This is a genomic window from Allomesorhizobium aridi (assembly GCF_043769475.1).
Lineage (GTDB): Bacteria > Pseudomonadota > Alphaproteobacteria > Rhizobiales > Rhizobiaceae > Allomesorhizobium.
In genome coordinates, this window is the sequence record NZ_CP171729.1 from 1,339,191 (window position 1) to 1,362,311 (window position 23,121).

Genomic DNA, 23,121 nt, shown 5'->3' on the forward strand with positions numbered 1-23,121 from the left:
CATGGCCGGCAGGGCGGTCAGCCAGGATGAGCGCGAGGAGACCGACCGCCGCTTCATGGCGGCGGCGCTCAGGCTGTCGAAAAAACACTCCGGACTGACTTCCACCAATCCGTCGGTCGGAACGCTGATCGTACGCGATGACGGCGACGGCCCGGTCATTGTCGGGCGCGGCGTCACTGCGATCGGCGGCAGGCCGCATGCCGAGGCGGAGGCGCTGGCCGAGGCCGGCGCGCTGGCGCGTGGCGCGACCGCCTATGTCACGCTGGAACCTTGCGCCCATCATGGCCGGACGCCGCCCTGCGCCAATGCGCTGGCGAGCGCCGGCGTCGTGCGCGTAGTTGGCGCAGCCAGCGATCCGGACCCGCGCGTCTCGGGCAACGGCTATGCGATTCTGCGGGCTGCCGGCATCGAGGTCGTCGAACGGGTTCTGGCCGAGGAAGCTGCCGCACAGATGGCCGGCTATCTGATTCGGTCCCTGAAAAAACGCCCGCAAGTAACTCTGAAACTTGCGATTTCTAGCGACGGCATGATCGGGCGGCTGGGCGCAGGGCAGGTGCCGATCACCGGCGCTGTGGCGCGCCGGCAGGTCCATCTGATGCGCGCCGAGGCCGACGCGATCCTGGTTGGCATCGGCACCGCACTTTCCGACGATCCGGATCTGACCGTTCGGCTGCCGGGGCTGGAAGCGCGGTCGCCTGCGCGTATCGTGGTCGACCGCCAGGCGCGGCTGCCGTTGGGATCGAAACTGGTGCAGACCGCGCAACGCGTGCCCGTTCTCATTGCGGCGGCCCCTGAGGCCGATCCCGGGCGCAAGACAGCGCTTGAAAGCGCCGGCGTGAAGGTGCTCGCGACGGAAACCTATGAGGGCCGGGTGGCGCTGCCGGAATTTCTGGAGGATCTCGCGGCGCAAGGCATGTCGAACGTCCTGGTCGAGGGCGGCGCCGATACGGCGCGTTATTTCCTCGACGAGGGGCTGGTCGACCGCATCGCGCTGTTTTTCGGGCCGCGGCCGATCGGCGAGGGTGGGATTGCCGCGCCGCTCGGCCGCGACCATATGCCGGCAGGCTTCAGGCTTCTCGGCGAAGCCCGTTTCGGCGATGATTCCTATGCCGAATGGATAAGGGATTTCTAATGTTCACCGGAATTGTCACCGATGTGGGCACGGTCGCCTCGGTTTCGCCGCTGCCGCAGGGCGTGCGGCTGAGGATCGACACCGCCTACGATCCGCAGACCATCGCGATTGGCGCGTCGATCTCCTGCGCCGGTGTCTGCCTGACAGTGGTGGCCCTTCCCGAACAAGGCTCGAATCAGCGCTGGTTCGAGGTGGAGGCTTGGGAGGAGGCGTTGCGCCTGACAACTGCGGCCGGATGGCAGGCCGGCACGCGCATCAACCTCGAACGCGCGCTGAAGATCGGCGACGAACTCGGGGGCCACATCGTTTCCGGCCATGTCGACGGCATGGCCGAGATCGTGGAGCGGAAGGACGAGGGCGATGCGGTGCGTTACCGGCTCGAAGCGCCACGCGAACTGGCGAAGTTCATCGCGCCCAAGGGTTCGGTGGCGCTCGATGGGACATCGCTGACGGTCAACGGCGTCGAGGGCAGGCTGTTCGATGTGCTTCTGATCCACCATTCGCTGACCGTCACCACCTGGGGCGAGCGCAAGGTGGGCGACCGCGTCAATCTCGAGGTCGACACCATGGCGCGCTATGCGGCGCGTTTGGCGGAAACTGGGGCGGAGGGAGGATGAGCCTGATTGATAACGAGCGAACGAACCTATTGGCAAATGCTCTGGATCGAGCCTCGACGGCTTGCTTCACAGTCGGCATTCTGTCACCGCTGGCTGGATACGTGTATGGTGTCGTGGATCTAGGTCCGGCGATCATTCAGCGTTGGCCGATTTTCTCTGTATTTGCTTGGCTGGCAGTCTCAGTTGCACTACATCTATGGGCGAGACGCATTCTGAAAGGCCTGAAATCATGAGCAACCAGGAATTTCTGCTTTGGTTCTGGGCGCTTGGCTTGCCTGCAATCATAGCCATAGGCGGCTACGTCGCCGTGCGCCTGCATGAGCGCTCCTTGAAGCATTGATCCATCCCAGCTTGTTTCACCAAGCCCGCCACGAACCGCTTGCGGTGAACTGCGGTTCGGCCTAAGTCACCGGCAATCCCGGAGACATTCATGGCAGCTTCCAAAAATCCTCATCTTTTGATCGTCGAGGCGCGCTTTTACGACGGCCTTGCCGACGCGTTGCTCGAGGGCGCCAAGGCCGCGCTCGACGAGGCGGGCGCGACCTACGATGTCGTCACCGTTCCCGGCGCGCTGGAAATCCCTGCGGTGATAACCTTCGCGCTGGTCGGCGCAGAGGAGGGCGGCACCGATTATGACGGCTTCGTCGCGCTCGGCACCGTGATCCGCGGCGATACCTATCATTTCGACATCGTCGCCAACGAATCGTCGCGCGCGCTGATGGACCTCGCGGTCGAGGGCTCGCTCGCCATCGGCAACGGCATTCTCACCACCGAAAATGACGAGCAGGCATGGGTGCGGGCCCGCCGCAGCGAGGGCGACAAGGGCGGCTTTGCCGCACGCGCAGCCCTCACCATGATCGCGCTTCGCGAACGGCTCGGAGCCTGAGACCGGTGAGCCGACCCGACGGAGGCGACCAGCCCGCCCACCGACAGGCCAACAAGCGCGGCGCAGCCAGGCTCGCCGCCGTGCAGGCGCTCTACCAGATGGATGTGGCCGGCGCCGGCCTGCTGGAAATCACCGCCGAATACGAGGCTTTCCGCCTCGGCAAGGAGGTTGACGGCGCGCTCTACCGCGAGGCCGATCCGCAGTGGTTCCGCGCCATCTTGGCAGGCGTCGTCGACAACCAGAAAACGGTGGACCCGGTCATCCGCCAGGCGCTGACCGAGGACTGGCCGCTTTCCAGGCTGGACTCGACCTTGCGCGCCATCCTGCGCGCCGGGGTCTATGAACTGATGCAGCGCGCCGACGTACCTGTCGCTGTGATCGTCTCGGAATATGTCGACATCGCCAAGGCGTTTTACGTCGAAGACGAGCCGAAGCTGGTCAACGCCGTGCTTGACCGGGTGGCGCGCAGGGTGCGCGGCGAGGGCCGCGGAAAAGACGCTTTATAAACTGTCAGCCATCGCGTGCATGCCGGTGTCGGCTATTCCGCCGGTCGCCTTCCACTCGGCAACTCCTTCTTCCAGACGGCGGGACTGGAATCCGTTCGCCCGCAGTGTTTGCACTGCCTTAAGCGACAGAATGCAGTAGCGGCCGCGGCAGTAGGCAATGATCTCGCGGTCGAGCGGCAGATGCGCGAGGCTGGCTTCGAGACTATCCAGCGGCACATGGATGGCGCCCGGCAAGTGGCCCTGCCGGTACTCGGCCTCGTCGCGAACATCGAGCAGCAGAAAATCGCTGTCGGGCATCCGCTCCCGCAACTCTGCGAAAGAGACCGGATCCATATCATCGGGCCTTTCGAAATAGTCGGCTATGACCGACCGAACTTCGGCCAGATTGTGCTCTGCGACCGCCCGGATGGCCATGACTGCCTCGAACACGGGTCCGTCCGCCAGCCGGAAGAGCACGTTCTTGCCCGATTTGCGCGAAGAGATCAGGCCTGACCGGCGCAGCAAGTGGAGATGTTGGGACGCGTTGGCTATGCTGAGACCCGTGCGAGTCGCCAATTCCTCGACCGACCATTCTCCCTGGCTGATATGTTCGAGCAGTTCGAGACGATGCTCGTGGCCAAGGGCGCGGGCCAATGCGGCAAAGTGGGAATTGAGAAGGTGCTTGGGATTTTCGCTTGACATGTCAATCCACGATCATTCAATTGATTGATTGAATGTAGCATGTTCGCTGCAACAGTAAAGCGCGGGATTCCAGATGAAACGATCGACCCCAAGCGAAGCCCGGCGCACGGCGCTCATTCTGGCGGCGTCGCAGGCGATCGTCGGCTCGGCAGCGCCAATTTCCATTTCGATCGGCGCGCTGGCGGGCTTCTATCTGCTCGGCGCGGATAAATCGCTGGCCACCGCGCCGGTGACCGGCTTCAACATCGGCGTGGCGCTGGGCGCCTTGCCGGCGGCTGCGATCATCAAGCGGGCAGGGCAGCGCAACGGCTTTCTCACCGGAACGGCGGTAACGGCCGCCGGAGGCGCGCTCGCCACGGCGGCCATGTTCGCAGGCGATTTCTGGCTCTTCGCGCTTGGGCTGCTGGTCGTCGGCATTGGCGGCGGCTTCGTGCAGCAGTTCCGCTTCGCCGCCGCCGACAACGCGCCACCGGCATTCAAGGCGCGAGCCATCTCCTTCGTGCTTGCCGGCGGCGTGGTGACCGCGATTCTGGGGCCGCAGATCGTCATCTTCACGCGAGAATTGTTGGCGCCAGTGATGTTTGCCGGCTCCTTCGCCGCCATCATGGTTCTGGCCGCCGTTGGCGCCGTCATTCTTTCTTTCCTGCGGGCTCCGGCCAAACACTCGACCGGCAGCGAAATTGTGGAGGAGTCGGCGCGGCCGCTGGCGGAAATCATCGCGCAACCGCGCTTCATCGTGGCGCTTCTTTGCTCGGTCGGCACGTTCGCGCTGATGAGCTTTGTCATGACCGGCGCGCCGCTCGCCATGGTCGGCTGCGGCTTCTCGACCGACGAGGCGACGCTCGGCATATCCTGGCATGTCATGGCGATGTTCGCGCCGAGTTTCTTCACCGGGCGGCTGATCCACCGCTTCGGCGCCGAGACGATCGTCGCCACCGGCCTCGCCTTGCTGGTCGGCTGCGCGCTGATCGCGCTCTCCGGTATTGCGCTCTGGCAGTTCTGGTCGGCGCTTATCCTGCTCGGCCTCGGCTGGAATTTCGGCTTCATCGGCGCGACCGCGATGGTCGCCGACACATACCGCTCATCGGAAAAGGGCAAAGTGCAGGGCATCCACGACCTGGTGCTGTTCTCCAGCGTAGCCTTCGCCTCGCTGATGTCCGGCGCGGTCTACAATGCCTACGGCTGGGACATGCTGAACTGGGTGGTGTTCCCGATCGTGGCGGTATGCCTGGGTGCGCTTGTGATGCACGTATTCACACGCAGCCGTGCCGGCCGGGTTGTCGAGAACGAAGGATAGACTGGCGTACATCTGAGGGTGGCTAATGGCTGTCTTGCAACTGTGTACCAATTTTGATACAAGGTTGGGAGATGCCGAGTCTGAAGCCTATCCCACTGGTGTTTTGGAAGTCGGCTTCGGGCCGCGAACAGTGCGGGATTGGCTGAACGAACTGCCGCGAGACGATCAGCGGGTCATTGGCCGCGACATCGCCAAGGTGCAGTTCGGGTGGCCTGTAGGCTTGCCGCTTTGCAAACCTTTGGCCGGCGGGCTTTGGGAAGTCCGAAGTTCTCTGCCCAGCAGGCGAGAAGGACGTGTGCTGTTCGGCTTCTACGATGAAACGCTTGTCGCGCTGCACGCGTTCATCAAGAAATCGCAGAAAACCCCCACTGGCCGATTTGACGCTCGCGCGCCAACGCCTCAAGGAATTGTCATCATGAGCAAGGAAAACAAGCATCTGGGTTCGAGCTTCGAAAGCTGGCTCGATGAAAAGGAGATCCGCGAGGAAGTCACCGCCGCCGCCGTCAAAGCTGTGATCGCGCATCAACTGGCCGAAGAGATGAAAAAGAAGCAGATCACGAAAAAGCGGATGGCCGAACTCATGAAGACCAGCCGTGCTCAGGTGGATCGCCTGCTCGATCCGGACAGCGGATCGGCGACCATTGAAAGTCTTCAGCGCGCCGCCCGCATAGTCGGACGGGATATCAGTCTGCAATTGGTGTAGGGCGAAGTTGCCGGACGGTTTCCGCGCCGAATGGTTAGCTTCTCAATAGCGGGGATCGAACCCGCTGCCTCCGTCCGTCGCCATCCGTGGCGAAAACGGGGCAAAAGCATAGCGGTATCTTGACGCGCCCAAGCCCGTTTCGCATACACCGCAGCGAAAGTCGGGATTCTGTCAGCCATGCTGCCGGATTCTGGCTCCATCGCATCGGTCCCGGGGAGGGGAATTTCCGGGCCAGAAATCAGGGAAGAATTCGGCAATGACCATGCTTTACGTCGTCATCGCCTGCGGCCTGCTCTCCATCCTGTACGCCATCTGGGCGACACGGTCGGTTCTCGCATCCGACCAGGGAAATGCACGCATGCAGGAAATCTCGGCCGCCATCCGCGAGGGTGCGCAGGCCTATCTGGCGCGGCAATACACCACCATCGCAATTGTCGGCGTGGTCGTTCTGCTGCTCGCCTGGTGGCTGCTCTCCGCGAGCGCTGCGATCGGCTTCCTGATCGGCGCCGTATTGTCAGGCGCGGCCGGCTTCATCGGCATGCACGTTTCGGTCCGTGCCAATGTGCGCACCGCGCAGGCCGCTTCCAACAGCCTCGCCGCCGGCCTCGACATCGCCTTCAAGTCGGGCGCCATCACCGGCATGCTGGTGGCCGGCCTCGCGCTCTTGGGCGTGTCCGTCTATTACTGGATCCTGACCGGCCCGATGGGTCTTGCGCCCCACGACCGCACGGTCATCGACTCGCTGGTTTCGCTCGGCTTCGGCGCCTCGCTGATCTCGATCTTCGCCCGTCTCGGCGGCGGCATCTTCACCAAGGGCGCGGATGTCGGCGGCGATCTCGTCGGCAAGGTCGAAGCCGGCATTCCCGAAGATGACCCGCGCAACCCGGCCACCATCGCAGACAATGTCGGCGACAATGTCGGCGACTGTGCCGGCATGGCCGCCGATTTGTTCGAAACCTATGCGGTGACCGTCGTCGCCACCATGGTTCTGGCCGCGATCTTCTTCGGCGGTACGGATATTCTCGGCAGCGTCATGCTCTATCCGCTCGTCATCTGCGGCGCCTGCATCGTCACCTCGATTATCGGCACCTTCTTCGTCAAGCTCGGCTCCAACGGCTCGATCATGGGCGCGCTCTACAAGGGCCTGATCGTGACCGGGCTGCTGTCGATCGTCGGCCTCGGCGCCGCCACCTCGCTGACCATCGGCTGGGGCGAGATCGGAACCGGCGGCGGCGTCGCCATCACCGGGCAGAACCTGTTCATCTGCGGCCTTGTCGGTCTATTGGTGACCGGCCTGATCGTGGTGATAACCGAATACTACACCGGCACCGGCAAACGCCCGGTCAACTCGATCGCCCAGGCCTCGGTTACCGGCCACGGCACCAACGTCATCCAGGGCCTCGCGGTCTCGCTGGAATCGACGGCGCTGCCGGCCATCGTCATCGTTGGCGGCATCATCGCCACCTACCAGCTCGCCGGCCTGTTCGGCACGGCGATCGCGGTGACGACGATGCTCGGTCTTGCCGGCATGATCGTGGCGCTCGACGCCTTCGGCCCGGTCACTGACAATGCCGGCGGCATTGCCGAGATGGCGGGTCTGCCCAAGGAAGTGCGCCAGTCGACCGACGCGCTCGACGCCGTCGGCAACACCACCAAGGCGGTTACCAAGGGCTACGCCATCGGCTCGGCCGGCCTCGGCGCGCTGGTGCTGTTTTCGGCCTACAGCTACGACCTGCAGTTCTTCGCCGCCAAGGCGAATGAGGCGGGTTCGACGGCGTTCCCGTATTTCAAGGACATGGGTCCGGTCTCCTTCGACCTGTCCAACCCCTATGTCGTCGCCGGCCTGATCTTCGGCGGCCTGATCCCGTATCTGTTCGGCGGCATCGCGATGACCGCCGTGGGCCGTGCCGCGGGGTCGATCGTGGAAGAGGTGCGCAAGCAGTTCCGTGAAGATCCGGGCATCATGAAGGGCACCTCGAAGCCCAACTATGCCCGCGCCGTCGACATCCTAACCAAGGCGGCGATCAAGGAAATGATCATCCCGTCGCTCCTTCCGGTGCTGGCGCCGCTCGTCGTCTATTTCGGCGTGCTGCTCATCTCCGGCTCCAAGGCTTCGGCTTTCGCCGCGCTCGGCGCCTCGCTGCTCGGCGTCATCGTCAACGGCCTGTTCGTTGCCATCTCGATGACCTCGGGCGGCGGCGCCTGGGACAATGCCAAGAAGTCGTTCGAGGACGGCTTTGTCGACAAGGACGGTGTCAAGCACATGAAGGGCTCCGAGGCGCACAAGGCCTCGGTGACCGGCGATACGGTCGGCGATCCCTACAAGGACACCGCTGGCCCGGCCGTGAACCCGGCCATCAAGATCACCAACATCGTGGCGCTCCTGCTGCTGGCCGTGCTCGCGCACGGGTAAGCTTGAGCGTTATCACAGCGAAAAAGCCCCGCGGGAGCGATCCCGCGGGGCTTTTTCTTGACTGTGAGGCGCCGAATGCCCGTGCGGCCGGCTCCTACGGTTGCCCCCCTCCGGGGAGAGTCGGGATGGCCTGGCTGGCCCCGGTGAGAAGCTGTCCGATGAAGTTCTGGTCCTTGCCCGCGGTCGGCGTGGTGCGGGAGATGAAGTCGAACACCTTGCCGTCCTGCAGGCCGTAATTGGCGATGTTGGTGACGCGCCCGTCCTCGCCGAAATAGACCGCCAGGATGCGCTGGTCGACGAGCTTGGGCTTGGCGAAGGCGACGGAGCGGCGGCGGGTCTGGGAAATGTAGTAGAAAACCTCGTTGTCGAAGGTCGCCGTAGTCGACGGGCTGCCGAGCGCCAGGATCACCTGCTCGCGGCTCGACCCTACTGGCACCAGGTCGATCTGCTGCTGGTCGATGACATAGCCCTGCGTCAGCGTCTCGCCGGGGCTCAAATCGCCGAAGGTCTTGGCGGTATTGCAGGCGGAGAGCGCCATCGCCGTTCCGAGCAGGCATGCCGCTCCGGCCAGGCGCGGTGAAAATGCGGTCTTGAAATCCTGGCAGGCCAACAACAACTCCCATCCCAAATTCGGTATCGCGGTCCGCCTTGCGCGAAGCCGCAAAACCGGTAAACCAGCTTGCGCGCCGATGCAACAAGCCCGACGGCGAAACGGTTCCTCGAGGAGACCGCCAATGTTCAAACGCCTGTTTGGCGGCGACCGCAGCGCCAATCGCGCGATCACGGACGCGCTCTACGGTGAAATCGTGGCGGCCGCGCGGCAGCCGGTTTTTTATTCGGACTGGAATGTGCCGGACACGCCGCTCGGCCGTTTCGAGATGCTGTCGCTGCACATGTTTCTCTTCCAGCATCGCCTGCGCGGCGAAGAAGGCGGATCGCGCGAGATCGCGCAGGTGCTGACCGACGACTTCTTCACGGATCTCGACCATTCGCTGCGCGAACTCGGCATAGGCGACGCCGGCGTGCCGAAGCGGATGAAGAAGCTGGCGCGGATGTTTTACGGCCGCACCAAATCCTATGCCGATGCACTCGAGGCGGGCGACCGCCCCGCGCTTGCCGCGGCCCTGGCGCGCAATATCCGGCCCGAAGCCGGCGACTGGCCGGAAGCCGATGCGTTGGGCGGCTACGTGTTCGAGACGGTCGCAGCGCTGGCGCGGCAGCCGTCCGAGGCGATCCATGGCGGCGCGATCGGTTTTCCCGCGCCGCAACCGGGTTGAAAGGAGCCTGCGATGAAACATGGCCATGAACCGGCGGAGAAGAGCCCGGTTTCCTTCGATGTCAACGTGACGAGGCTGCCGCAAAAGGGCATGCCGGTGGTGATTGAGGCGAACGAGAAGCAGTTGGCGGCGCTCGCGGAGGCGCACGACCTTCTGTCGGTCAGGAACTTTCGCGCGGAACTGCATGTCGGCTCCTGGAAGCGCAACGGCGTCAAGGTTTCCGGCATCGTTGCGGCCGATATCGTGCAGGCCTGCGTGGTGACGCTCGATCCGATCGACACGCACATTGAGGAGCAGGTGTCGGCGCTGTTCCTGCCCGAAGATTCGAAACTCGGCCGCGAGGGATTCGAGACCGGCGGGGAGATCATGCTGGATGCGGAGGGCCCCGACAGCCCGGAAATCCTTTCCGGCGATACGATCGATGCCGGCGCCTTGTCGGAAGAATTCTTCAGCTTGGCCATCGATCCCTATCCGCGCAAGAGCGGCGTGGCGCTGGAGGCTCCGGAGGCAGATGCCGGCGAGGCGGCCGTCGAAGGCGAATTGCAGCGAAAGCTGCGCTCGCTGATCGATAAATCCTGAAAACACCCGGGCAAGTTCCGAAATCGCGGTTGTGCGGCTGCGCAAAACCGCTATTTTCCCCCTGCCTGACCAGGGCAGCCGAGAAATGTGAGATGATTGCCGAGTGATCAGGATTTCCATCGATGCCATGGGCGGCGATCACGGGCCGGCGGTAGTCATCCCAGCTCTGATGCGGGTCGCGACGCGCCGCACCGATGTGCGGTTCCTCGTCTACGGCCGCTCAGAGGTGGTCCGGCCCGAACTGGACAAGTTTCCCAAGCTCGCCGCGATCACCGAGTTCATCCACTGCGATGTCGCGGTGCGCATGGACGACAAGCCGAGCAAGGCGCTGCGCCACGGCCGCTGGAAATCGTCGATGTGGAAGGCAATCGAGGCGGTGAAAACCGGCGATGCCGACGCCTGCGTCTCGGCCGGCAATACCGGCGCGCTGATGGCGATGTCGAAATTCTGCCTGCGCACCATGGCCACGATCGAGCGTCCGGCCATCGCCGCGATCTGGCCGACGCTGCGCGGCGAAAGCGTGGTTCTGGACGTCGGCGCCACGATCGGCGCGGACGCCCACCAGCTTATCGATTTCGCCATCCTTGGAACCGCTATGGCGCGGGCGCTCTATGGAATGGACAAGCCGACCGTCGGCCTGCTCAACATCGGCGTCGAGGAGGTCAAGGGCCTGGAAGAAGTCAAGGAGGCCGGCCGCCTGCTGCGCGAGGCCAGCATGATGTCGATGGGCTATCACGGCTTCGTCGAAGGCGACGACATCGGCAAGGGCACGGTCGATGTGGTGGTCACCGAAGGGTTCGCCGGCAACATTGCGCTGAAGACCGCCGAAGGCACCGTGCGGCAGATTTCGACCTACCTGCGCGCCGCAATGGGCCGCACGCTGATGGCCAGGATCGGCGCTGTCTTCGCCAAAGGTGCGTTCAACACGCTTCGAGAGAAGATGGACGTACGCAAGGCCAATGGCGGCGTGTTCCTGGGGCTGAACGGTATCGTCGTGAAGAGCCATGGCGGCACCGACGATGAAGGTTTTGCGGCGGCGATCGAACTCGCCTACGATATGACCCGCAATCGGCTGCTCGATCGGATCGAGGCCGACCTCGACCTGTTCCACGCACGCCACCCGAAGTCTGCGCTCAGGCCGGCAGCAGCCGCCGGCGACGGTATTGAATAAGGTTTAGTCCCAGATGATCAGATCAGTGGTGCGTGGCACCGGTTCCGCGTTGCCGCGTCGCATCATGAAGAATACCGATTTCGAAGGCGTGCTGGAGACGTCAGACGAATGGATTGCCCAGCGCACCGGCATCCGCCAGCGCCACATCGCCTCCGACGACGAGACGACGGCATCGCTGGGCGAGGCGGCGGCGCGCGCCGCGCTCGACAATGCCGGGCTGGCGCCGGCCGACATCGACCTGATCGTGCTGGCCACCTCGACGCCGAACAACACGTTCCCGGCGACTGCGGTGGAGATCCAGAACCGGCTCGGCATGCACCACGGCTTCGCCTTCGATATGCAGGCGGTGTGCACGGGCTTCGTCTACGCCGTCGCAACCGCCGATCTCTATATCCGCGGCGGGCTCGCCAAACGCGTGCTGGTGATCGGCTCGGAGACTTTTTCGCGTATTCTCGACTGGACCGACCGCTCGACCTGCGTGCTGTTCGGCGACGGCGCAGGAGCGCTAATCCTCGAGGCTCAGGAAGGCGAGGGCACGATCGCTGATCGCGGCGTGCTTGCGGCCAGCCTGCGCTCCGACGGCGTCCACAAGGACAAGCTGTACGTCGATGGCGGCCCGTCCACGACCGGCACGGTGGGCCTGCTGCGCATGGAAGGCCGCGAAGTGTTCAAACACGCGGTCGGCATGATCACCGACGTGATCGAGGCCACGTTTTCGGAGGCTGGCATCACCGCCGAAGATCTCGACTGGTTCGTGCCTCACCAGGCCAACAAGCGCATCATCGACGCTTCGGCAAAAAAACTCGGAATCGCCGAGGAAAAGGTGGTGGTGACGGTGCACCTGCACGGCAATACCTCGGCGGCGTCGGTGCCGCTGGCGCTCGCCGTGGCTGTAGCCGACGGCCGCATCAAGAAGGGCGATCTGGTGCTGCTGGAAGCCATGGGCGGCGGCTTTACCTGGGGTGCGGTGCTCCTGCGCTGGTGACGCTTGGCCGGCAAAGCCGGGTAAAGCGCGTTTCTTCAAGTCAATTCAACATGATTGCTGCCGCGGGCGGGTTCTGTCCTTGACCTCGCCGGGCCAATTTTCTAACGTCTTGGCGTTTATAACGTTTCCGTTATTTGAGGATGGTTGGACGGTCGCATGGGGGGAAAGACACTGACGCGCGCCGATCTCGCCGAAGCCGTCTACCGCAAGGTCGGCCTTTCCCGCACCGAGTCGGCTGAACTCGTCGAGACGGTGCTTGACGAAATCTGCGAAGCCATCGTCCGCGGCGAAACCGTCAAGCTGTCCTCTTTCGCCACCTTCCATGTCCGCGGCAAGAACGAGCGCATTGGCCGCAATCCCAAGACCGGCGAGGAAGTGCCAATCCTGCCGCGGCGCGTCATGACCTTCAAGGCGTCGAACGTCCTGAAGAACCGCATCCTGCGCGCCCACCAGAACAGCAAGGCCAAGAGCAAGCAGGCGGCTTCGGTGGGCGAGTAAAGCGCTTCGGCCGATAAATCGGGCTCCGGCTCGCGCCGGGCTTGAATTCCGGCCGACAAACCGCTGAAATGAAGTGCAGATCGGACACGCTGCCGTCGCGGCAAGCTCTCGGTTCGGCGGGTTCGACCTTCCCGATGCTGTTTCGGGCTTCGGGATCGGCCCTGGAGGAATTTGCGCATGGACAAGAGCCCCGACGCATTCCGGACCATCAGCGAGGTCGCCGAGGACCTCGACTTGCCGCAGCATGTGCTGCGCTTCTGGGAAACGCGGTTCACGCAGATCAAGCCGATGAAGCGTGGCGGCGGCAGGCGCTACTACCGGCCGCAGGATGTCGACCTGATCAAGGGCATCCGCCACATGCTCTACGACCAGGGATACACGATCAAGGGCGTGCAGAAGCTGCTGCGCGAAAACGGCAACCAGTTCATCGTTGCGGTAGGAAGCGGCGACCGCGCAGCGGTCGAGGCGATCGCCCAGCGCAAGCAGGCCGAGGCAGCGCCGCTCACGCCGGCCGCGCAGCCGCGCGGGGCGGACGACGAGATGCTGGTCGGCGAACCCCGGGCGAAGCCCAACCGCCGCTTCTTCGGCCTCGGCAAGGCCGAGGACGAGGGGCCTGTGCAGCCCGGCAGCGGCAAGCTTTCGCGCGACAACCGCGCGTTGCTGCAGGAAGCGCTGTTCGACCTGCTCGAATGCAAGCGGCTGCTCGACCAGGTTCGCTAGCGCCTGTCGATATTCAGGTGATGCCGGCCTGCAAATAGTGGCTTTCTGCGCTTCCGGTACTCACGTATCAAATGTACGCTCCGTTCCGGTTCTCGAAATCCACCATTTTGGTCGCTGCGCGCCCTCTTCGATTCCGGCACGGCCTGACCTGAATCTCGTCACCCGCTAGAGTCGCCGCGAAAAAGTTTTGCTCCTATGCATTCCGGTTTCGCGAATATAGCCGTGTTCAGGAATGCGTGTTTTCGCCGGCCAGGATGCCGGCTTCCTCCGCCGCCTCGCGGAAGGCGTCATACGCATCGACGGTGGAGCGATGCCCGTCGAGCACCTTGAGACAGGCGTCGACCGCGTCGCGGTGTCTCGGACCGCGGCGGGCGGGCCATCGCGTCAGCAGCAGGTCCGCAGCCTGGCGGGTGTTGCGGACCGCCAACGCCTCGTCGGTTGGGCCGGGCGAGATAAAGACGGGGCGCTGAAAACGCTTGTCGGATCCGTCGCCCACGTCAGCCTCCGGCGGAAACGTCGGTTTCGGGCCGATCCCGCCCGTCGGCGACTTCCTCGTGCCACTCGCCCGTCTCGTCCTGGTAGGAAATGCCCTCGGTCCTGCCGGCGAGCCGCTGTTCGGCCGCCGCCGCCTTGGCTGCCTCGTAGGCTTGCGAGCGGCTGGCGAAAGTCTCGGAATACACGTCGCCGAGCTTGTAGGCCCAGCCGCCGTCATGTTCCACGATCTCATAGATAATCCGGGTCATGCGCTCACCCTCCTTTTGCGGCTCAACGGAACAAGGGTAAAGTTGTTCCTGGATGGCTATGGCACCGGCAACAAATCCGCATCCGGCAGGGGGTTCTTTTGCAGTGGGCGGCTGCCGAATTGCAGCGACACGCAACTGAACCTCGCCTATCAGGGCCGGGTTGAATCCGAAGAAGGGGACTGACATGACGGATGTGAAGGACAGCAACGGCACGAAGCTCGCCGATGGCGATTCCGTGACGCTGATCAAGGACCTCAAGGTGAAAGGCACATCGGTCGTTCTGAAGCGCGGCACGCTGATCAAGAACATTCGCCTGACCGACACGGAGGATGAGATCGAGTGCAACGCCGAAAAGTCAGGGGATTGGTACTCCGGACCGAATTCCTGAAGAAGGCGTGACACTACGGCGGCACGCGTCTTTTTCGACGCGCAAAGAAGGTTGTAGGTCTTTGTATCTGCGTATCGTGCTTGCCGAAAAATCGATTCCGAATTTCGGAGGCCGATGCGTACCCGGCGCATCAAGCGCTTCGGAAAGTTGCGGCTGCTCAGATTCTGAACCCGTTGCGAGTTGCGAAGTGTTGCCTGAGACACGCCGACCAGAAACACGCCGCGCATAGACAGGGTGCACGCAACGTAGTTAACAAACCGTTGCGAAGATGGGCCTCCGATCTGGCGGCGCCGAACGCCACGATCCAGGGACGGGCCGCGCCCGAGGCGGAGAAAACCAGCAGGCTTAGGAAAATTGTCGGAGTGGCGGGATTCTGAACCCACGCCCCCTTGATCCCATGTTCGTCGCGGCCCGCTGGGGTTTTGTGACCAAGACGGGCGGACTGATCGTTAACGCCCGCTCCGAAACGGTCGCGACCAACGGTCTGTTCAAGCACGCGTACCAGCAGCGACGGGCACTGATGCCCATCGACGGCTTTTTTGAGTGGAAGGACATTTTCGGGACCGGCAAGGACAAGCAGCCTTACGCCATCGCGCTGAAATCTGGCGAGCCGTTCGCGCTGGCGGCGATATGCGATGATTGGCGCGATCCGAAAACCGGCGAACTGGTCAAGACCTTCACGGTACTGACGTGCGAGCCGAACGAGATGATGGCGACGATCCACAATCGCATGCCGGTGGTATTGCACAGAGGGGATTACGAGCGCTGGCTTATGGACCCGGACCCAGCCGATCTGATGAAGCCGTTCCGGCAGACCTGATGACCATGTGGCGGATCGACCGGAAGGTTGGCAACTACAAGAACGATTCGCCGGACATTCTTGATCCTGTCGAGGAGATTCGCGAGGATTTGTTCGACCTGCAATCGAAGGGAGACACACGGATGTGACGTCTCCGTTCTGAAATTTCGGCTCACTCGCTCGACCAGCGCCGCAAAGACCACCGGGGCGAGTGATCCACACACGAATTAAGTCAGAAAGGGCCAGATCCGGTGTATGATCGACCCGATGGCCGAGCAAAGAGACTTCTGGGCGAAAGTCGTGATTGACTGGGTTGATAGCCGCTCTTGCTACATTCGGAGGGGTGTTGAAGGAGTGCGGGCTAAAGATCCCTCCAATCGTGACTGACCAAACGGTAGTCGACCCACCTGTGACGCCCCAAACGGAATCGGACCAGGCGCCAGCATCGATACGCGAGATCACAGGAAACCGCAGCTTGTTGGAAAGGTGACTGGCCGTCCTGGTTTTTGTTGGTTCCGACGACGGGCGGGTGGCGACAATTACGTGGGACGCTGTCCGGCGCAGAGCCCTTAACCCGCGCGGAAATTAATGAGCCAAAGGGAACGGCGGGATGATCTAATCGGCGGGTTTCTTGCGTCCCACGATCCATGTTGGAGGCTCGCTCGCAGGCGGCTTGTACCCCGGATGCTGGTCGAACGTCGGGGTCCGCATCCAAGGCGCTCTATCCCCCGTGACTGCCTCAATGGCTGTGACGATTGCCCGATTCAATTCTGTCAGCGCGTGGGAATGGTTGCATGAGGGAGCTATTACCGGAGCGCAGCAGGCGCTGTGCAGTTCCGTCGCCGCCTTCCTGAAACGTTCGATTTCTGGCTGGGTGAGGTAGGTAAGCTTCTTACGCCTGGACATGGCTATCTCCGATGGGGTGAGAATCGCCGCACTAGGACATTATTCCTCAAGGCGGACCGGCACGCCAGAGCAGAATGAAGGATGCTGTAACAACGCGTTTGGCCAGGCGGATCGCACGGCGAATTGAACACCTGAGTTCCTCCGCCCGGTGTATATAAGGCATTCCTAATGCGCCCACGGATTGGTGGGCAGACGAACATCATAGCGTTGGGCAAAGGGAGGATGTTCCAGTGTGGCTAACACTAACCGATGAGAAGAATAGGCGGCTGACGATCAACTTTGGCAATGTTTTGGCGTTTCAAGCTAACGAGAAAGAAACGGCAACACTAATTCATACAATGGGGAGGAATGTGGAAAAGAACTACTGGTACACCGTCAAGGAGACTCCTGATGAGATATTGGGCATGGTCACCCAGAAGGTGGAACGATAAGAGGTGCAAAGGTCAGCACCCGAACGATCCCAAAGGCCGTGAAGCGCAAGCGGCGGTAAGCCCGTTCACGTAGAAAGGATATTCCTACCATGAGCGATGCGCCTATGCCGGTCACCGGCTTCGCCATGGACGTCGCGATGTCTGAAGACGGCCAGACAATGGTTGCCTTGCTCACGCTGGAGACCGGCGAATTGACCTTCGAATTCGCAATCAACGAGGACGGCGCCCTAGCGATGGTCGGAAACCTGCAGCAGTTCCTCGATATGGCGCAGTCGGGCGGCAGAGCCAATTGATCAGCGGCGAGCTTAAGGCCCCACACAAAACCCGCCGCGCTGTCACCAATGCGCGGCGGGTTTGGTGTTCAGGTTCGGGGCCGGTCTAAGCGACCATTCTGTTACTGAGCCGGTGCCGGTGCCGGTGCCGGCGCGGGTGCTGCCGGTGCCGGTGCATCTGGCGTCGCTGTTGTGGGCGCATCCGGCGTTGCCGGTGCCTCTACGTTCGGCGTTGCTGGTGCTTCGACATTTGGCGCTTCAATATTGACATTGGTGTCTCGAGCGCCTGTGAATATGTCGGTTCCAAAGAACAGGAACAGTAAGATCACGGCAGCGGCGATTATAGCGACCGCCGCTACAACACCGCCGCTACCACTTTGGACGACTGTGGTGTTTCGATCGTCGTCAGGGTAAGCCATCGTCTCTCTCCTATTGCAGTTTAGGTGCAAGACAAACGGACATCGTCTGTTTTTTGTTCCAGTTTCGATCTTTCGGATAGGGCCTGCCTACTGTGTAGGAACCAACCCCCTCGTCTAACAGTTCAAGATGTTAGTAGGCGACCCCATGAGAGCCGCCGCGAAGCCCGCTGCAGCCCCTGGTACTCCTCATGCAGCGGGCTTCATTGATTCTGGCACCCAAGAAATCGCCGGATCGTCTTTTGTGCTGAGCCGCCGGCCGAGCCGCTTTTAGTTTCCCACCGAAACAAATCGCCACTACCGGTGCAGCCTGATTTGCCATATCAGCCGCGACGGGCGCTGCGGCTACCGTTTCGGCAACGGGCGGAGGCTTTCCAGGCAACGGCCGCCGCGTCCACCTTGGCCCGCCTTATGCGGGCTTTTTGTAGCCAGCCGCTGGCTACAGTGTGGCTAAAAACTTTGTAGCCATTTTGGGGGAGGCGGCTAACTCTTTGATTTGTTTGGTCGGAGTGGCCGGATTCGAACCGACGACCCCTTGACCCCCAGTCAAGTGCGCTACCGGGCTGCGCTACACTCCGGACCGCGAAAACCCCTATATTCTGAATGGTTGCCGCGCAAGAGCGAAAGTGCCTTTGATTGACAAATCGGACAAAGGCGACCGGCGTCAGCCTGATCTGGAGGAAGCTACGCGGCCCGAAAACTGCTATTTCGGCAGATCATCGTCCGCGCGGATGACATCCTCTGGCGGAATAAGCAAAGCCTGCTCCCTCTGGTATCTTGCCCAGGTTGGCGACAGGTAAGCCAGAACAGCTTCCATCAGTTTGAACATCGAACCACATCCTTGATGTGTTCGTAGCCAACTTCAAAACCGCTATGATGTTCCTGTTAATTGCTAAGTACCGCAGCGCGTGATTACGCCCTTCAGCGAGGCGCGCCGCGCTGGTGGCGGTATTCGAGGCCCATGCCGCCCCAGATCAGGCCAACGAGCAGGTAAAAATGCCGCCAGTGGTCGGTGTCGATGACGGTGCCAAGCGCGATGTGGCCGACGAACACGACATAGGCGCAGAGCACGTAGGGCTGCCAGGGCCGGTTGCGGAACAGGATGCGGAAGCCGCCGGCAAGCGTCCAGCCGATCAGGATGACGTAGGAAGCAAAGCCCAGCCAGCCATAGTCGAGCAGCGCCTTCAGCCAGATGTCGTGCGTGTCCTCGCCGAGCATCTGGCCGAAGACCAGCGGACCGATGCCGAAGGGGTGCTCCATCGCCATCAGGAAGCCGATCCCGAAGCGGGCGAAGCGCCCGAGGCGCGCGCTGTCATAATCCTGGACCAGTTGCGCGCGGGCGGTGAACAGTTCCGCAATGGCCGGAATCTGCAGCGCGACCAGCAAGGCTACGACCAGCAGCACAGCCGCGGCGAGGCTCATGGCGACGATGCGCAGCCGGAAGGAGCCGCTCGAACTCTGCATGAACAGCGCTGCGGCCAGCAGCATTGCCGATGCGCCGAACAGCCCCCATGCCCCGCGCGAGAAGGAGAGGAAGATGCCGCCCACGATGATGAGCAGCGGCACGGCGTAAAACGCCATCTTGGCGGGGCTGCCGGTCAGCAGGCGGTAGAGCAGGTAGATGCCCGGCAACGTCAGGAACGGGCCGAACACGTTCGGATCCTGGAAAGCGCCGGCGGCGCGCTCGAATTTGGTGAACATCTCGGCACTCGGAAAGGCATGGAAATAACCCAGGATGCCGAGTGCGGCGGTGCCGATGGCGGCTGTGATCCAGGTGAGGAAGATGACGCGGTAGAGGCCGGGCTGCCGTTCGACCGCCGCGGCGAAGAAAACCGCGGTGAGCGCCAGGAACAGCGACACGGCGATGTAGAGCGGTGCGTCCTTCAGTTCCGACATCTGCGTCATGGCGATCATGCCGCCTATGTTGAAGGCGACGAGAAACACCAGCAGCGGCGCGACCGTGCGCGATATGCGCAGGCCGAACAGCGCCCACACCGCTATCAGCCCGGCCATGTAGAGCTCGTAGGGAGCCGGCTCCCGGATGACGAAGCCGGAGAGCAGCACGCCAAGCGAGATGGCGCCGGCTGAGATCAGCGCGACGAGCTTCGCGTTGACCGCCTCGCGCGGCAGTTCATGCGCGAGCGCGCTCAATAGGCGTTTTCCGTGTTGAGCAGCCGTATCGGCGTCAGGAGCAGGATCTTCAGGTCGAACCAGAGCGACCAGTTCTCGATGTAGTAGAGGTCGTATTCGGTGCGCATCCGGATCTTCTCGTCCGTGTCCATCTCGCCGCGCCAGCCATTGATCTGCGCCCAGCCGGTCACGCCGGGTTTCACCCGGTGGCGCGCGAAATAGCCGTCGACCACCTCGTTGTAGAGAAGGTTGTGGGATTGCGCCGCGATTGCGTGGGGACGCGGACCGACGAGCGACAGCGACCCGAACAGCGCGTTGAAGAATTGCGGCAGCTCGTCGATCGAGGTCTTGCGGATGATGCGGCCGACGCGGGTGACGCGAGGATCGTTTTTGGTGACCGCCTGTTTCGCGCTGGGATCGGACAGCTCAGTATACATGGAGCGGAACTTATAGACCTCGATGACCTCGTTGTTGAAGCCGTGCCGCTTCTGCCGGAAGATCACCGGGCCCTTGCTGTCGAGTTTTATCGCGATCGCCGTGGCAAGCATCACCGGAGAGAAAAGGGCGATGCCGACAAGGCTGAGCACGATGTCGAAAGCGCGCTTGGCGACCGAGTCCCAGTCGTTGATCGGCTTGTCGAAAATATCGAGCATCGGCACCGAGCCGATGTAGGAATAGGAGCGCGGGCGGAACTGTAACTGGTTGGAATGCGCCGAAAGGCGGATGTCGACCGGCAACACCCAGAGCTTCTTGAGCAGCGCTAGCACTCGCGTTTCGGCAGTGATCGGCAGCGCCACGATCAGCATGTCAATGCGCGCGATGCGCGCGAACTCGATGAGCTCGGCGATATTGCCGAGCTTGGGATAGCCGGCCACGATCGGCGGCGAACGCTTGTCGTCGCGGTCATCGAAGATGCCGCAGATGCGGATGTCGTTGTAGGGCTGCTGCTCGACCGAGCGGATCAGCGCTTCGGCGGTCTTGCCGCCGCCGACGATGACGGCGCGCCGCTCCATAGCGCCGTTGCGCGCCCAGCGCCGGATCAAGTTCGCCAGTACCAGCCGGAGGGCAAGGATCAGCGCCAGGCCGATGACGAACCAGCCGCCGAACAGCAGGCGCGAAAATTCGCCTGAGATCTTCAGGAAGAATCCGGCCAGCGCCAACAGTGCGAAGGCGCCGGACCACACCAGCAATATGCGGCCGAGGCTGCGCATCGGGCGCATCAGCGCCTGCACCTGGTAGCAGTCGCTCAGTTCGAGAAGGATGACGGTGGCCAGCGAGGCGGCCGCAATCACCGCCGCATACTGCCAGAAGAGGTGGGTGTTCAACCCGACACGATAGGCGAACAGTACGAAGCCCGACGAAAACAGCAGCGCGAATTCGACGAGGCGAAGCACGCCGCTGACCATGATCGGGGACATGGTGTCGCGGCGGTATTGCGAGGCGACCTGCCGGGCGACCTTGTTCAGCCGGCCGGCCGATTCGGCGCCGCCGCCGTCAAGCTTCCTCACCGCATCCAGCGAAAAACGATTTGCGGGGTCGATTTCGTTCATTGACCACGATCCACAGTTGCTGCAGCTCTTAACAAAGAGCAGCTAAGAAACCTTTAGATCGGTGGTCGCTTTGGATCGGTTTGGAGGTCAGCTTCTGCCCAGCGCGGCGAAATAGGGACCGTTCAATAGCTCCTACCGACAGTCATCGCAGTCCGGAACTCGGCGTCGTCATCGATGAACGCAGCCTCGGGACCGGCGCCGACCGCATCGAAGAACCGGCTGACAAAGCAACGAAAAGCGGCGCAGAGCGCGATGTCACAGATCTGCTGGTCGGTGAACCCCGCTGATCGCAATCCATCGATATCGCTCTCGGCAATCCCGGAAGCATTCAGGACGATCTTTTCCGCATAAGCCAGCATCGCGACTTCCTTGTCCGACAGGCCCGCAGTTCGGAAATCCCGATGAACTGCGAGGACGGCTTGCTTCGATCCAAGGTCGCCGATCAGTTGCTGGCTGTAGACATAGGCGCAATAGGTGGATGGGACATGTTTTGCGGCGACAAGCGTGATCAGTCGCCATTCGCGGACGCCAAGTGAAAATCCAGCTCGTATCTTGTTCGAGAAATCCGTATAGATCGGCAGCAGATCGGGGCGGGCGGTAAAGCATTGCGTTGCCGCCATTATGAATCCGAGTTGCGATTTCTGCTTCTCGTAGATTTCTGCGACCCCGCCGATTGCGTCATCTTCTGCAATTGTCCGCAAAAACATCGTCGCTGTTCCTTTCAAGGGAGATGTCAACTACTGATTACGCAATGACGGACAAAGTTGCATTTCTTTTTTTCTGGAGACGATGCAGCCCTCGAATAAGCTAGCGCACGATCGAATTGCATCGGGCCTGGCGCCGGCTCGGTGGAAAGCCGAAGGGCCTTGGCGCTCACGTCGTGCGGCCGAGCGCGGCGAAATAGGCCTTCTCGATCGCCGAGGCCATGACATCGGCGCCGAACCGCGCCTTGAGTTCGGCGGGCGTCGGCATCAGCGCCCGGTAGGATGCCGGATCGGCCAGCGCCTGGGTCATTTTGCTGGCGAGTTCGCCGGCTTCGGGCTGGACGAGGACGGGCGAGCCTTCGCCGAAAATTTCGGGGATGCCGCCGACCGCCGTAGCGACGATCGGCAAGCCGGCGGCGAGCGCCTCCAGCACGATATAGGGCATCGCCTCGGCGCGGGAGGGCACTACGATCACCCGGCCCAATGCGAAGGCGCGGCGCGCCGGCATCGGGGCGAGGAAGCGAACCCGGGCGGCGAGGCCGAGCCTGCCCGTTTCGGCCTTGTAGCGCGACAGATCCTCGCCGTCGCCGATCATGACGGCGGTCACCTGACGGCCGAGCCGCGCCTCGACAGCCGGCAGGGCGTCGATGAAGAGGTCCGGACCCTTCAGGTCGCGCATCATGCCGATGTAGAGGAGATCGGCCGCGCCGGCTTTGAACGCCACGGGTTCGAATTCGGAGGCGGTGAGACCGTTATAGACCAGGCCATTGGGCGCGTGCGGCGGCCCGATCTTGCGGATGAAGGTGCGGCGCTCATAGCCGGAGACGAAGAGCAGGTGGTCGGTGAAGCGCTCCATCAGGCGTTCGAGCCCGAAAAACAGCTTTCCCGTCAGCGTGCCTTCATCATAGTGCAGGCTGCCGCCATGCGGCGAATAAAGGCGGGCTACGCGAGACCTTGATACCCGCAACAGTGAACCGAACATCCGTGCATAGACGCCGCCCTTGGCGCCGTGGCCGTGCAGCACGTCCGGCTTCAATTCCTTGATAATCCTGTAGGTTCGCCAAGCCGCGGCTATGTCGCCCGGCCCGACATGGCGTTGCATGGGCGTGCGCCACACCCCGAGCGCCAGATTCTCCTTCATCTCGTCGAACAGGCGTTCCTCGAATTCGCCGCCGGTCGTCGAATCGCAGACGATGCCGACCGCGTGGCCCGCCGCCACCTGAGCCTGGGCCAGATCGCGCACATGCCGGAAGATGCCGCCGACCGGCGAGCGGAAGCAGTGAACGATGCGCAGGTTTTGCGTCACCACCACTCAGC

The 23,121-nt window shown here is 62.6% G+C and carries 25 protein-coding genes, 1 tRNA gene and 2 pseudogenes; 17 read left to right on the top strand and 11 right to left on the bottom strand.

Annotated features, from left to right (window positions below; all coding sequences use genetic code 11):
- Nucleotide 1: 1 nt before the first annotated feature.
- The 5 genes from ribD (at nt 2) to nusB (ending at nt 3,141) form a co-directional block, all read left to right on the top strand.
- Entirely contained in the window at nt 2–1,132 is a 1,131-nt protein-coding gene (gene ribD / locus ACG873_RS08495) for a bifunctional diaminohydroxyphosphoribosylaminopyrimidine deaminase/5-amino-6-(5-phosphoribosylamino)uracil reductase RibD (RefSeq protein WP_394891325.1), read from the top strand.
- Complete coding sequence (locus ACG873_RS08500) at nt 1,132–1,749, top strand: riboflavin synthase (RefSeq protein ID WP_394891326.1); 618 nt, start codon at nt 1,132–1,134, stop codon at nt 1,747–1,749. Before ribD ends, ACG873_RS08500 begins: the two co-directional genes overlap by 1 nt.
- Nucleotides 1,746–1,982, top strand: a complete 237-nt coding sequence (locus ACG873_RS08505) for a hypothetical protein (RefSeq protein ID WP_394891327.1) — start codon at nt 1,746–1,748, stop codon at nt 1,980–1,982. The genes ACG873_RS08500 and ACG873_RS08505 overlap by 4 nt, the downstream gene beginning before the upstream one ends.
- A gap of 197 nt (nt 1,983–2,179) precedes the next feature.
- Nucleotides 2,180–2,635 carry a 6,7-dimethyl-8-ribityllumazine synthase gene (gene ribH, locus ACG873_RS08510; RefSeq protein ID WP_394891328.1) on the top strand — a complete coding sequence of 152 codons (456 nt, stop codon included), beginning with the start codon at nt 2,180–2,182 and terminating at the stop codon, nt 2,633–2,635.
- 98 nt (nt 2,636–2,733) lie between these two features.
- Complete coding sequence (nusB, locus tag ACG873_RS08515) at nt 2,734–3,141, top strand: transcription antitermination factor NusB (protein WP_394893408.1); 408 nt, start codon at nt 2,734–2,736, stop codon at nt 3,139–3,141.
- On the opposite strand, the gene ACG873_RS08520 is transcribed toward nusB, so the two are convergent.
- The gene (locus ACG873_RS08520) at nt 3,136–3,822 is read right to left on the bottom strand and encodes an ArsR/SmtB family transcription factor (protein WP_394891329.1); all 687 of its coding nucleotides are present in this window, start codon (nt 3,820–3,822) and stop codon (nt 3,136–3,138) included. The genes nusB and ACG873_RS08520 overlap by 6 nt on opposite strands.
- A 73-nt stretch (nt 3,823–3,895) precedes the next feature.
- On the opposite strand from ACG873_RS08520, the gene ACG873_RS08525 reads away from it, so the two are divergent.
- From ACG873_RS08525 to ACG873_RS08535, 3 genes are all read left to right on the top strand, one after another.
- Nucleotides 3,896–5,119, top strand: coding sequence for an MFS transporter (locus tag ACG873_RS08525; protein ID WP_394891330.1), 1,224 nt, complete (start codon nt 3,896–3,898; stop codon nt 5,117–5,119).
- A 25-nt stretch (nt 5,120–5,144) separates the two neighbouring features.
- A complete protein-coding gene (locus ACG873_RS08530; protein ID WP_394891331.1) occupies nt 5,145–5,822 on the top strand; it encodes a type II toxin-antitoxin system RelE/ParE family toxin in 678 nt (225 codons plus the stop codon).
- Nucleotides 5,823–6,078: 256 nt separating this feature from the next.
- Entirely contained in the window at nt 6,079–8,235 is a 2,157-nt protein-coding gene (locus ACG873_RS08535; RefSeq protein WP_394891332.1) for a sodium-translocating pyrophosphatase, read from the top strand.
- A gap of 94 nt (nt 8,236–8,329) precedes the next feature.
- Here ACG873_RS08535 and ACG873_RS08540 read toward each other — a convergent pair whose 3' ends face one another.
- Nucleotides 8,330–8,845 carry an outer membrane protein assembly factor BamE gene (locus tag ACG873_RS08540; RefSeq protein WP_394891333.1) on the bottom strand — a complete coding sequence of 172 codons (516 nt, stop codon included), beginning with the start codon at nt 8,843–8,845 and terminating at the stop codon, nt 8,330–8,332.
- Between the two features lie 124 nt (nt 8,846–8,969).
- Here ACG873_RS08540 and ACG873_RS08545 point away from each other — a divergent pair, with 124 nt between their 5' ends.
- From ACG873_RS08545 to ACG873_RS08570, 6 genes are all read left to right on the top strand, one after another.
- Nucleotides 8,970–9,512 (top strand): ubiquinol-cytochrome C chaperone family protein, encoded by a 543-nt coding sequence (locus tag ACG873_RS08545; RefSeq protein ID WP_394891334.1) that lies wholly within the window; start codon nt 8,970–8,972, stop codon nt 9,510–9,512.
- A gap of 12 nt (nt 9,513–9,524) precedes the next feature.
- Nucleotides 9,525–10,091 (top strand): YceD family protein, encoded by a 567-nt coding sequence (locus ACG873_RS08550; RefSeq protein ID WP_394891335.1) that lies wholly within the window; start codon nt 9,525–9,527, stop codon nt 10,089–10,091.
- 103 nt (nt 10,092–10,194) lie between these two features.
- Nucleotides 10,195–11,262, top strand: a complete 1,068-nt coding sequence (gene plsX / locus ACG873_RS08555) for a phosphate acyltransferase PlsX (RefSeq protein ID WP_394891336.1) — start codon at nt 10,195–10,197, stop codon at nt 11,260–11,262.
- Nucleotides 11,263–11,275: 13 nt separating this feature from the next.
- Entirely contained in the window at nt 11,276–12,247 is a 972-nt protein-coding gene (locus tag ACG873_RS08560) for a beta-ketoacyl-ACP synthase III (RefSeq protein ID WP_394891337.1), read from the top strand.
- Between the two features lie 156 nt (nt 12,248–12,403).
- Nucleotides 12,404–12,745, top strand: a complete 342-nt coding sequence (locus ACG873_RS08565; protein WP_394891338.1) for an integration host factor subunit alpha — start codon at nt 12,404–12,406, stop codon at nt 12,743–12,745.
- Between the two features lie 177 nt (nt 12,746–12,922).
- Nucleotides 12,923–13,465, top strand: coding sequence for a MerR family transcriptional regulator (locus tag ACG873_RS08570; RefSeq protein ID WP_394891339.1), 543 nt, complete (start codon nt 12,923–12,925; stop codon nt 13,463–13,465).
- 226 nt (nt 13,466–13,691) lie between these two features.
- Here ACG873_RS08570 and ACG873_RS08575 read toward each other — a convergent pair whose 3' ends face one another.
- Both ACG873_RS08575 and ACG873_RS08580 read right to left on the bottom strand, forming a co-directional pair.
- Nucleotides 13,692–13,961, bottom strand: coding sequence for a DUF982 domain-containing protein (locus ACG873_RS08575; RefSeq protein WP_394891340.1), 270 nt, complete (start codon nt 13,959–13,961; stop codon nt 13,692–13,694).
- A gap of 1 nt (nt 13,962) precedes the next feature.
- Nucleotides 13,963–14,208, bottom strand: a complete 246-nt coding sequence (locus ACG873_RS08580; RefSeq protein WP_394891341.1) for a DUF2188 domain-containing protein — start codon at nt 14,206–14,208, stop codon at nt 13,963–13,965.
- A 184-nt stretch (nt 14,209–14,392) separates the two neighbouring features.
- On the opposite strand from ACG873_RS08580, the pseudogene ACG873_RS08585 reads away from it, so the two are divergent.
- The 3 genes and pseudogenes from ACG873_RS08585 to ACG873_RS08595 all read left to right on the top strand — a co-directional run bounded on the left by ACG873_RS08585 (nt 14,393) and on the right by ACG873_RS08595 (nt 17,025).
- A pseudogene (locus tag ACG873_RS08585) lies at nt 14,393–14,607 on the top strand (alkylphosphonate utilization protein).
- Between the two features lie 359 nt (nt 14,608–14,966).
- Nucleotides 14,967–15,544: pseudogene (locus ACG873_RS08590) on the top strand (SOS response-associated peptidase); the annotation flags it as partial.
- A gap of 1,277 nt (nt 15,545–16,821) precedes the next feature.
- A complete protein-coding gene (locus ACG873_RS08595) occupies nt 16,822–17,025 on the top strand; it encodes a hypothetical protein (protein ID WP_394891342.1) in 204 nt (67 codons plus the stop codon).
- 101 nt (nt 17,026–17,126) lie between these two features.
- Here ACG873_RS08595 and ACG873_RS08600 read toward each other — a convergent pair whose 3' ends face one another.
- The 7 genes from ACG873_RS08600 to ACG873_RS08630 form a co-directional block, all read right to left on the bottom strand.
- The gene (locus ACG873_RS08600; RefSeq protein ID WP_394891343.1) at nt 17,127–17,423 is read right to left on the bottom strand and encodes a hypothetical protein; all 297 of its coding nucleotides are present in this window, start codon (nt 17,421–17,423) and stop codon (nt 17,127–17,129) included.
- A 498-nt stretch (nt 17,424–17,921) separates the two neighbouring features.
- A tRNA-Pro gene (locus tag ACG873_RS08605) sits at nt 17,922–17,998 on the bottom strand.
- Nucleotides 17,999–18,123: 125 nt separating this feature from the next.
- Nucleotides 18,124–18,249 (bottom strand): hypothetical protein, encoded by a 126-nt coding sequence (locus ACG873_RS08610; protein ID WP_394891344.1) that lies wholly within the window; start codon nt 18,247–18,249, stop codon nt 18,124–18,126.
- A gap of 92 nt (nt 18,250–18,341) precedes the next feature.
- The gene (locus tag ACG873_RS08615; RefSeq protein WP_394891345.1) at nt 18,342–19,571 is read right to left on the bottom strand and encodes an O-antigen ligase family protein; all 1,230 of its coding nucleotides are present in this window, start codon (nt 19,569–19,571) and stop codon (nt 18,342–18,344) included.
- On the bottom strand, nt 19,568–21,100 hold the full coding sequence (locus ACG873_RS08620; protein WP_394891346.1) for an undecaprenyl-phosphate glucose phosphotransferase: 1,533 nt from the start codon (nt 21,098–21,100) through the stop codon (nt 19,568–19,570). Before ACG873_RS08620 ends, ACG873_RS08615 begins: the two co-directional genes overlap by 4 nt.
- Nucleotides 21,101–21,222: 122 nt before the next feature.
- Nucleotides 21,223–21,807, bottom strand: a complete 585-nt coding sequence (locus ACG873_RS08625; protein ID WP_394891347.1) for a carboxymuconolactone decarboxylase family protein — start codon at nt 21,805–21,807, stop codon at nt 21,223–21,225.
- Between the two features lie 166 nt (nt 21,808–21,973).
- A complete protein-coding gene (locus ACG873_RS08630) occupies nt 21,974–23,110 on the bottom strand; it encodes a glycosyltransferase family 4 protein (RefSeq protein ID WP_394893410.1) in 1,137 nt (378 codons plus the stop codon).
- Nucleotides 23,111–23,121: the final 11 nt, after the last annotated feature.

Bases quoted from the DNA above. Each gene is read 5' to 3' on its own strand.
- ribD (WP_394891325.1), top strand. From the start codon at position 2: ATGGCCGGCAGGGCGGTCAGCCAGGATGAGCGCGAGGAGACCGACCGC.
- ACG873_RS08500 (WP_394891326.1), top strand. From the start codon at position 1,132: ATGTTCACCGGAATTGTCACCGATGTGGGCACGGTCGCCTCGGTTTCG.
- ACG873_RS08505 (WP_394891327.1), top strand. From the start codon at position 1,746: ATGAGCCTGATTGATAACGAGCGAACGAACCTATTGGCAAATGCTCTG.
- ribH (WP_394891328.1), top strand. From the start codon at position 2,180: ATGGCAGCTTCCAAAAATCCTCATCTTTTGATCGTCGAGGCGCGCTTT.
- nusB (WP_394893408.1), top strand. From the start codon at position 2,734: ATGGATGTGGCCGGCGCCGGCCTGCTGGAAATCACCGCCGAATACGAG.
- ACG873_RS08520 (WP_394891329.1), bottom strand. From the start codon at position 3,822: ATGTCAAGCGAAAATCCCAAGCACCTTCTCAATTCCCACTTTGCCGCA.
- ACG873_RS08525 (WP_394891330.1), top strand. From the start codon at position 3,896: ATGAAACGATCGACCCCAAGCGAAGCCCGGCGCACGGCGCTCATTCTG.
- ACG873_RS08530 (WP_394891331.1), top strand. From the start codon at position 5,145: ATGGCTGTCTTGCAACTGTGTACCAATTTTGATACAAGGTTGGGAGAT.
- ACG873_RS08535 (WP_394891332.1), top strand. From the start codon at position 6,079: ATGACCATGCTTTACGTCGTCATCGCCTGCGGCCTGCTCTCCATCCTG.
- ACG873_RS08545 (WP_394891334.1), top strand. From the start codon at position 8,970: ATGTTCAAACGCCTGTTTGGCGGCGACCGCAGCGCCAATCGCGCGATC.
- ACG873_RS08550 (WP_394891335.1), top strand. From the start codon at position 9,525: ATGAAACATGGCCATGAACCGGCGGAGAAGAGCCCGGTTTCCTTCGAT.
- ACG873_RS08560 (WP_394891337.1), top strand. From the start codon at position 11,276: ATGATCAGATCAGTGGTGCGTGGCACCGGTTCCGCGTTGCCGCGTCGC.
- ACG873_RS08565 (WP_394891338.1), top strand. From the start codon at position 12,404: ATGGGGGGAAAGACACTGACGCGCGCCGATCTCGCCGAAGCCGTCTAC.
- ACG873_RS08570 (WP_394891339.1), top strand. From the start codon at position 12,923: ATGGACAAGAGCCCCGACGCATTCCGGACCATCAGCGAGGTCGCCGAG.
- ACG873_RS08580 (WP_394891341.1), bottom strand. From the start codon at position 14,208: ATGACCCGGATTATCTATGAGATCGTGGAACATGACGGCGGCTGGGCC.
- ACG873_RS08595 (WP_394891342.1), top strand. From the start codon at position 16,822: ATGAGCGATGCGCCTATGCCGGTCACCGGCTTCGCCATGGACGTCGCG.
- ACG873_RS08600 (WP_394891343.1), bottom strand. From the start codon at position 17,423: ATGGCTTACCCTGACGACGATCGAAACACCACAGTCGTCCAAAGTGGT.
- ACG873_RS08610 (WP_394891344.1), bottom strand. From the start codon at position 18,249: ATGTTCAAACTGATGGAAGCTGTTCTGGCTTACCTGTCGCCAACCTGG.
- ACG873_RS08620 (WP_394891346.1), bottom strand. From the start codon at position 21,100: ATGAACGAAATCGACCCCGCAAATCGTTTTTCGCTGGATGCGGTGAGG.
- ACG873_RS08625 (WP_394891347.1), bottom strand. From the start codon at position 21,807: ATGTTTTTGCGGACAATTGCAGAAGATGACGCAATCGGCGGGGTCGCA.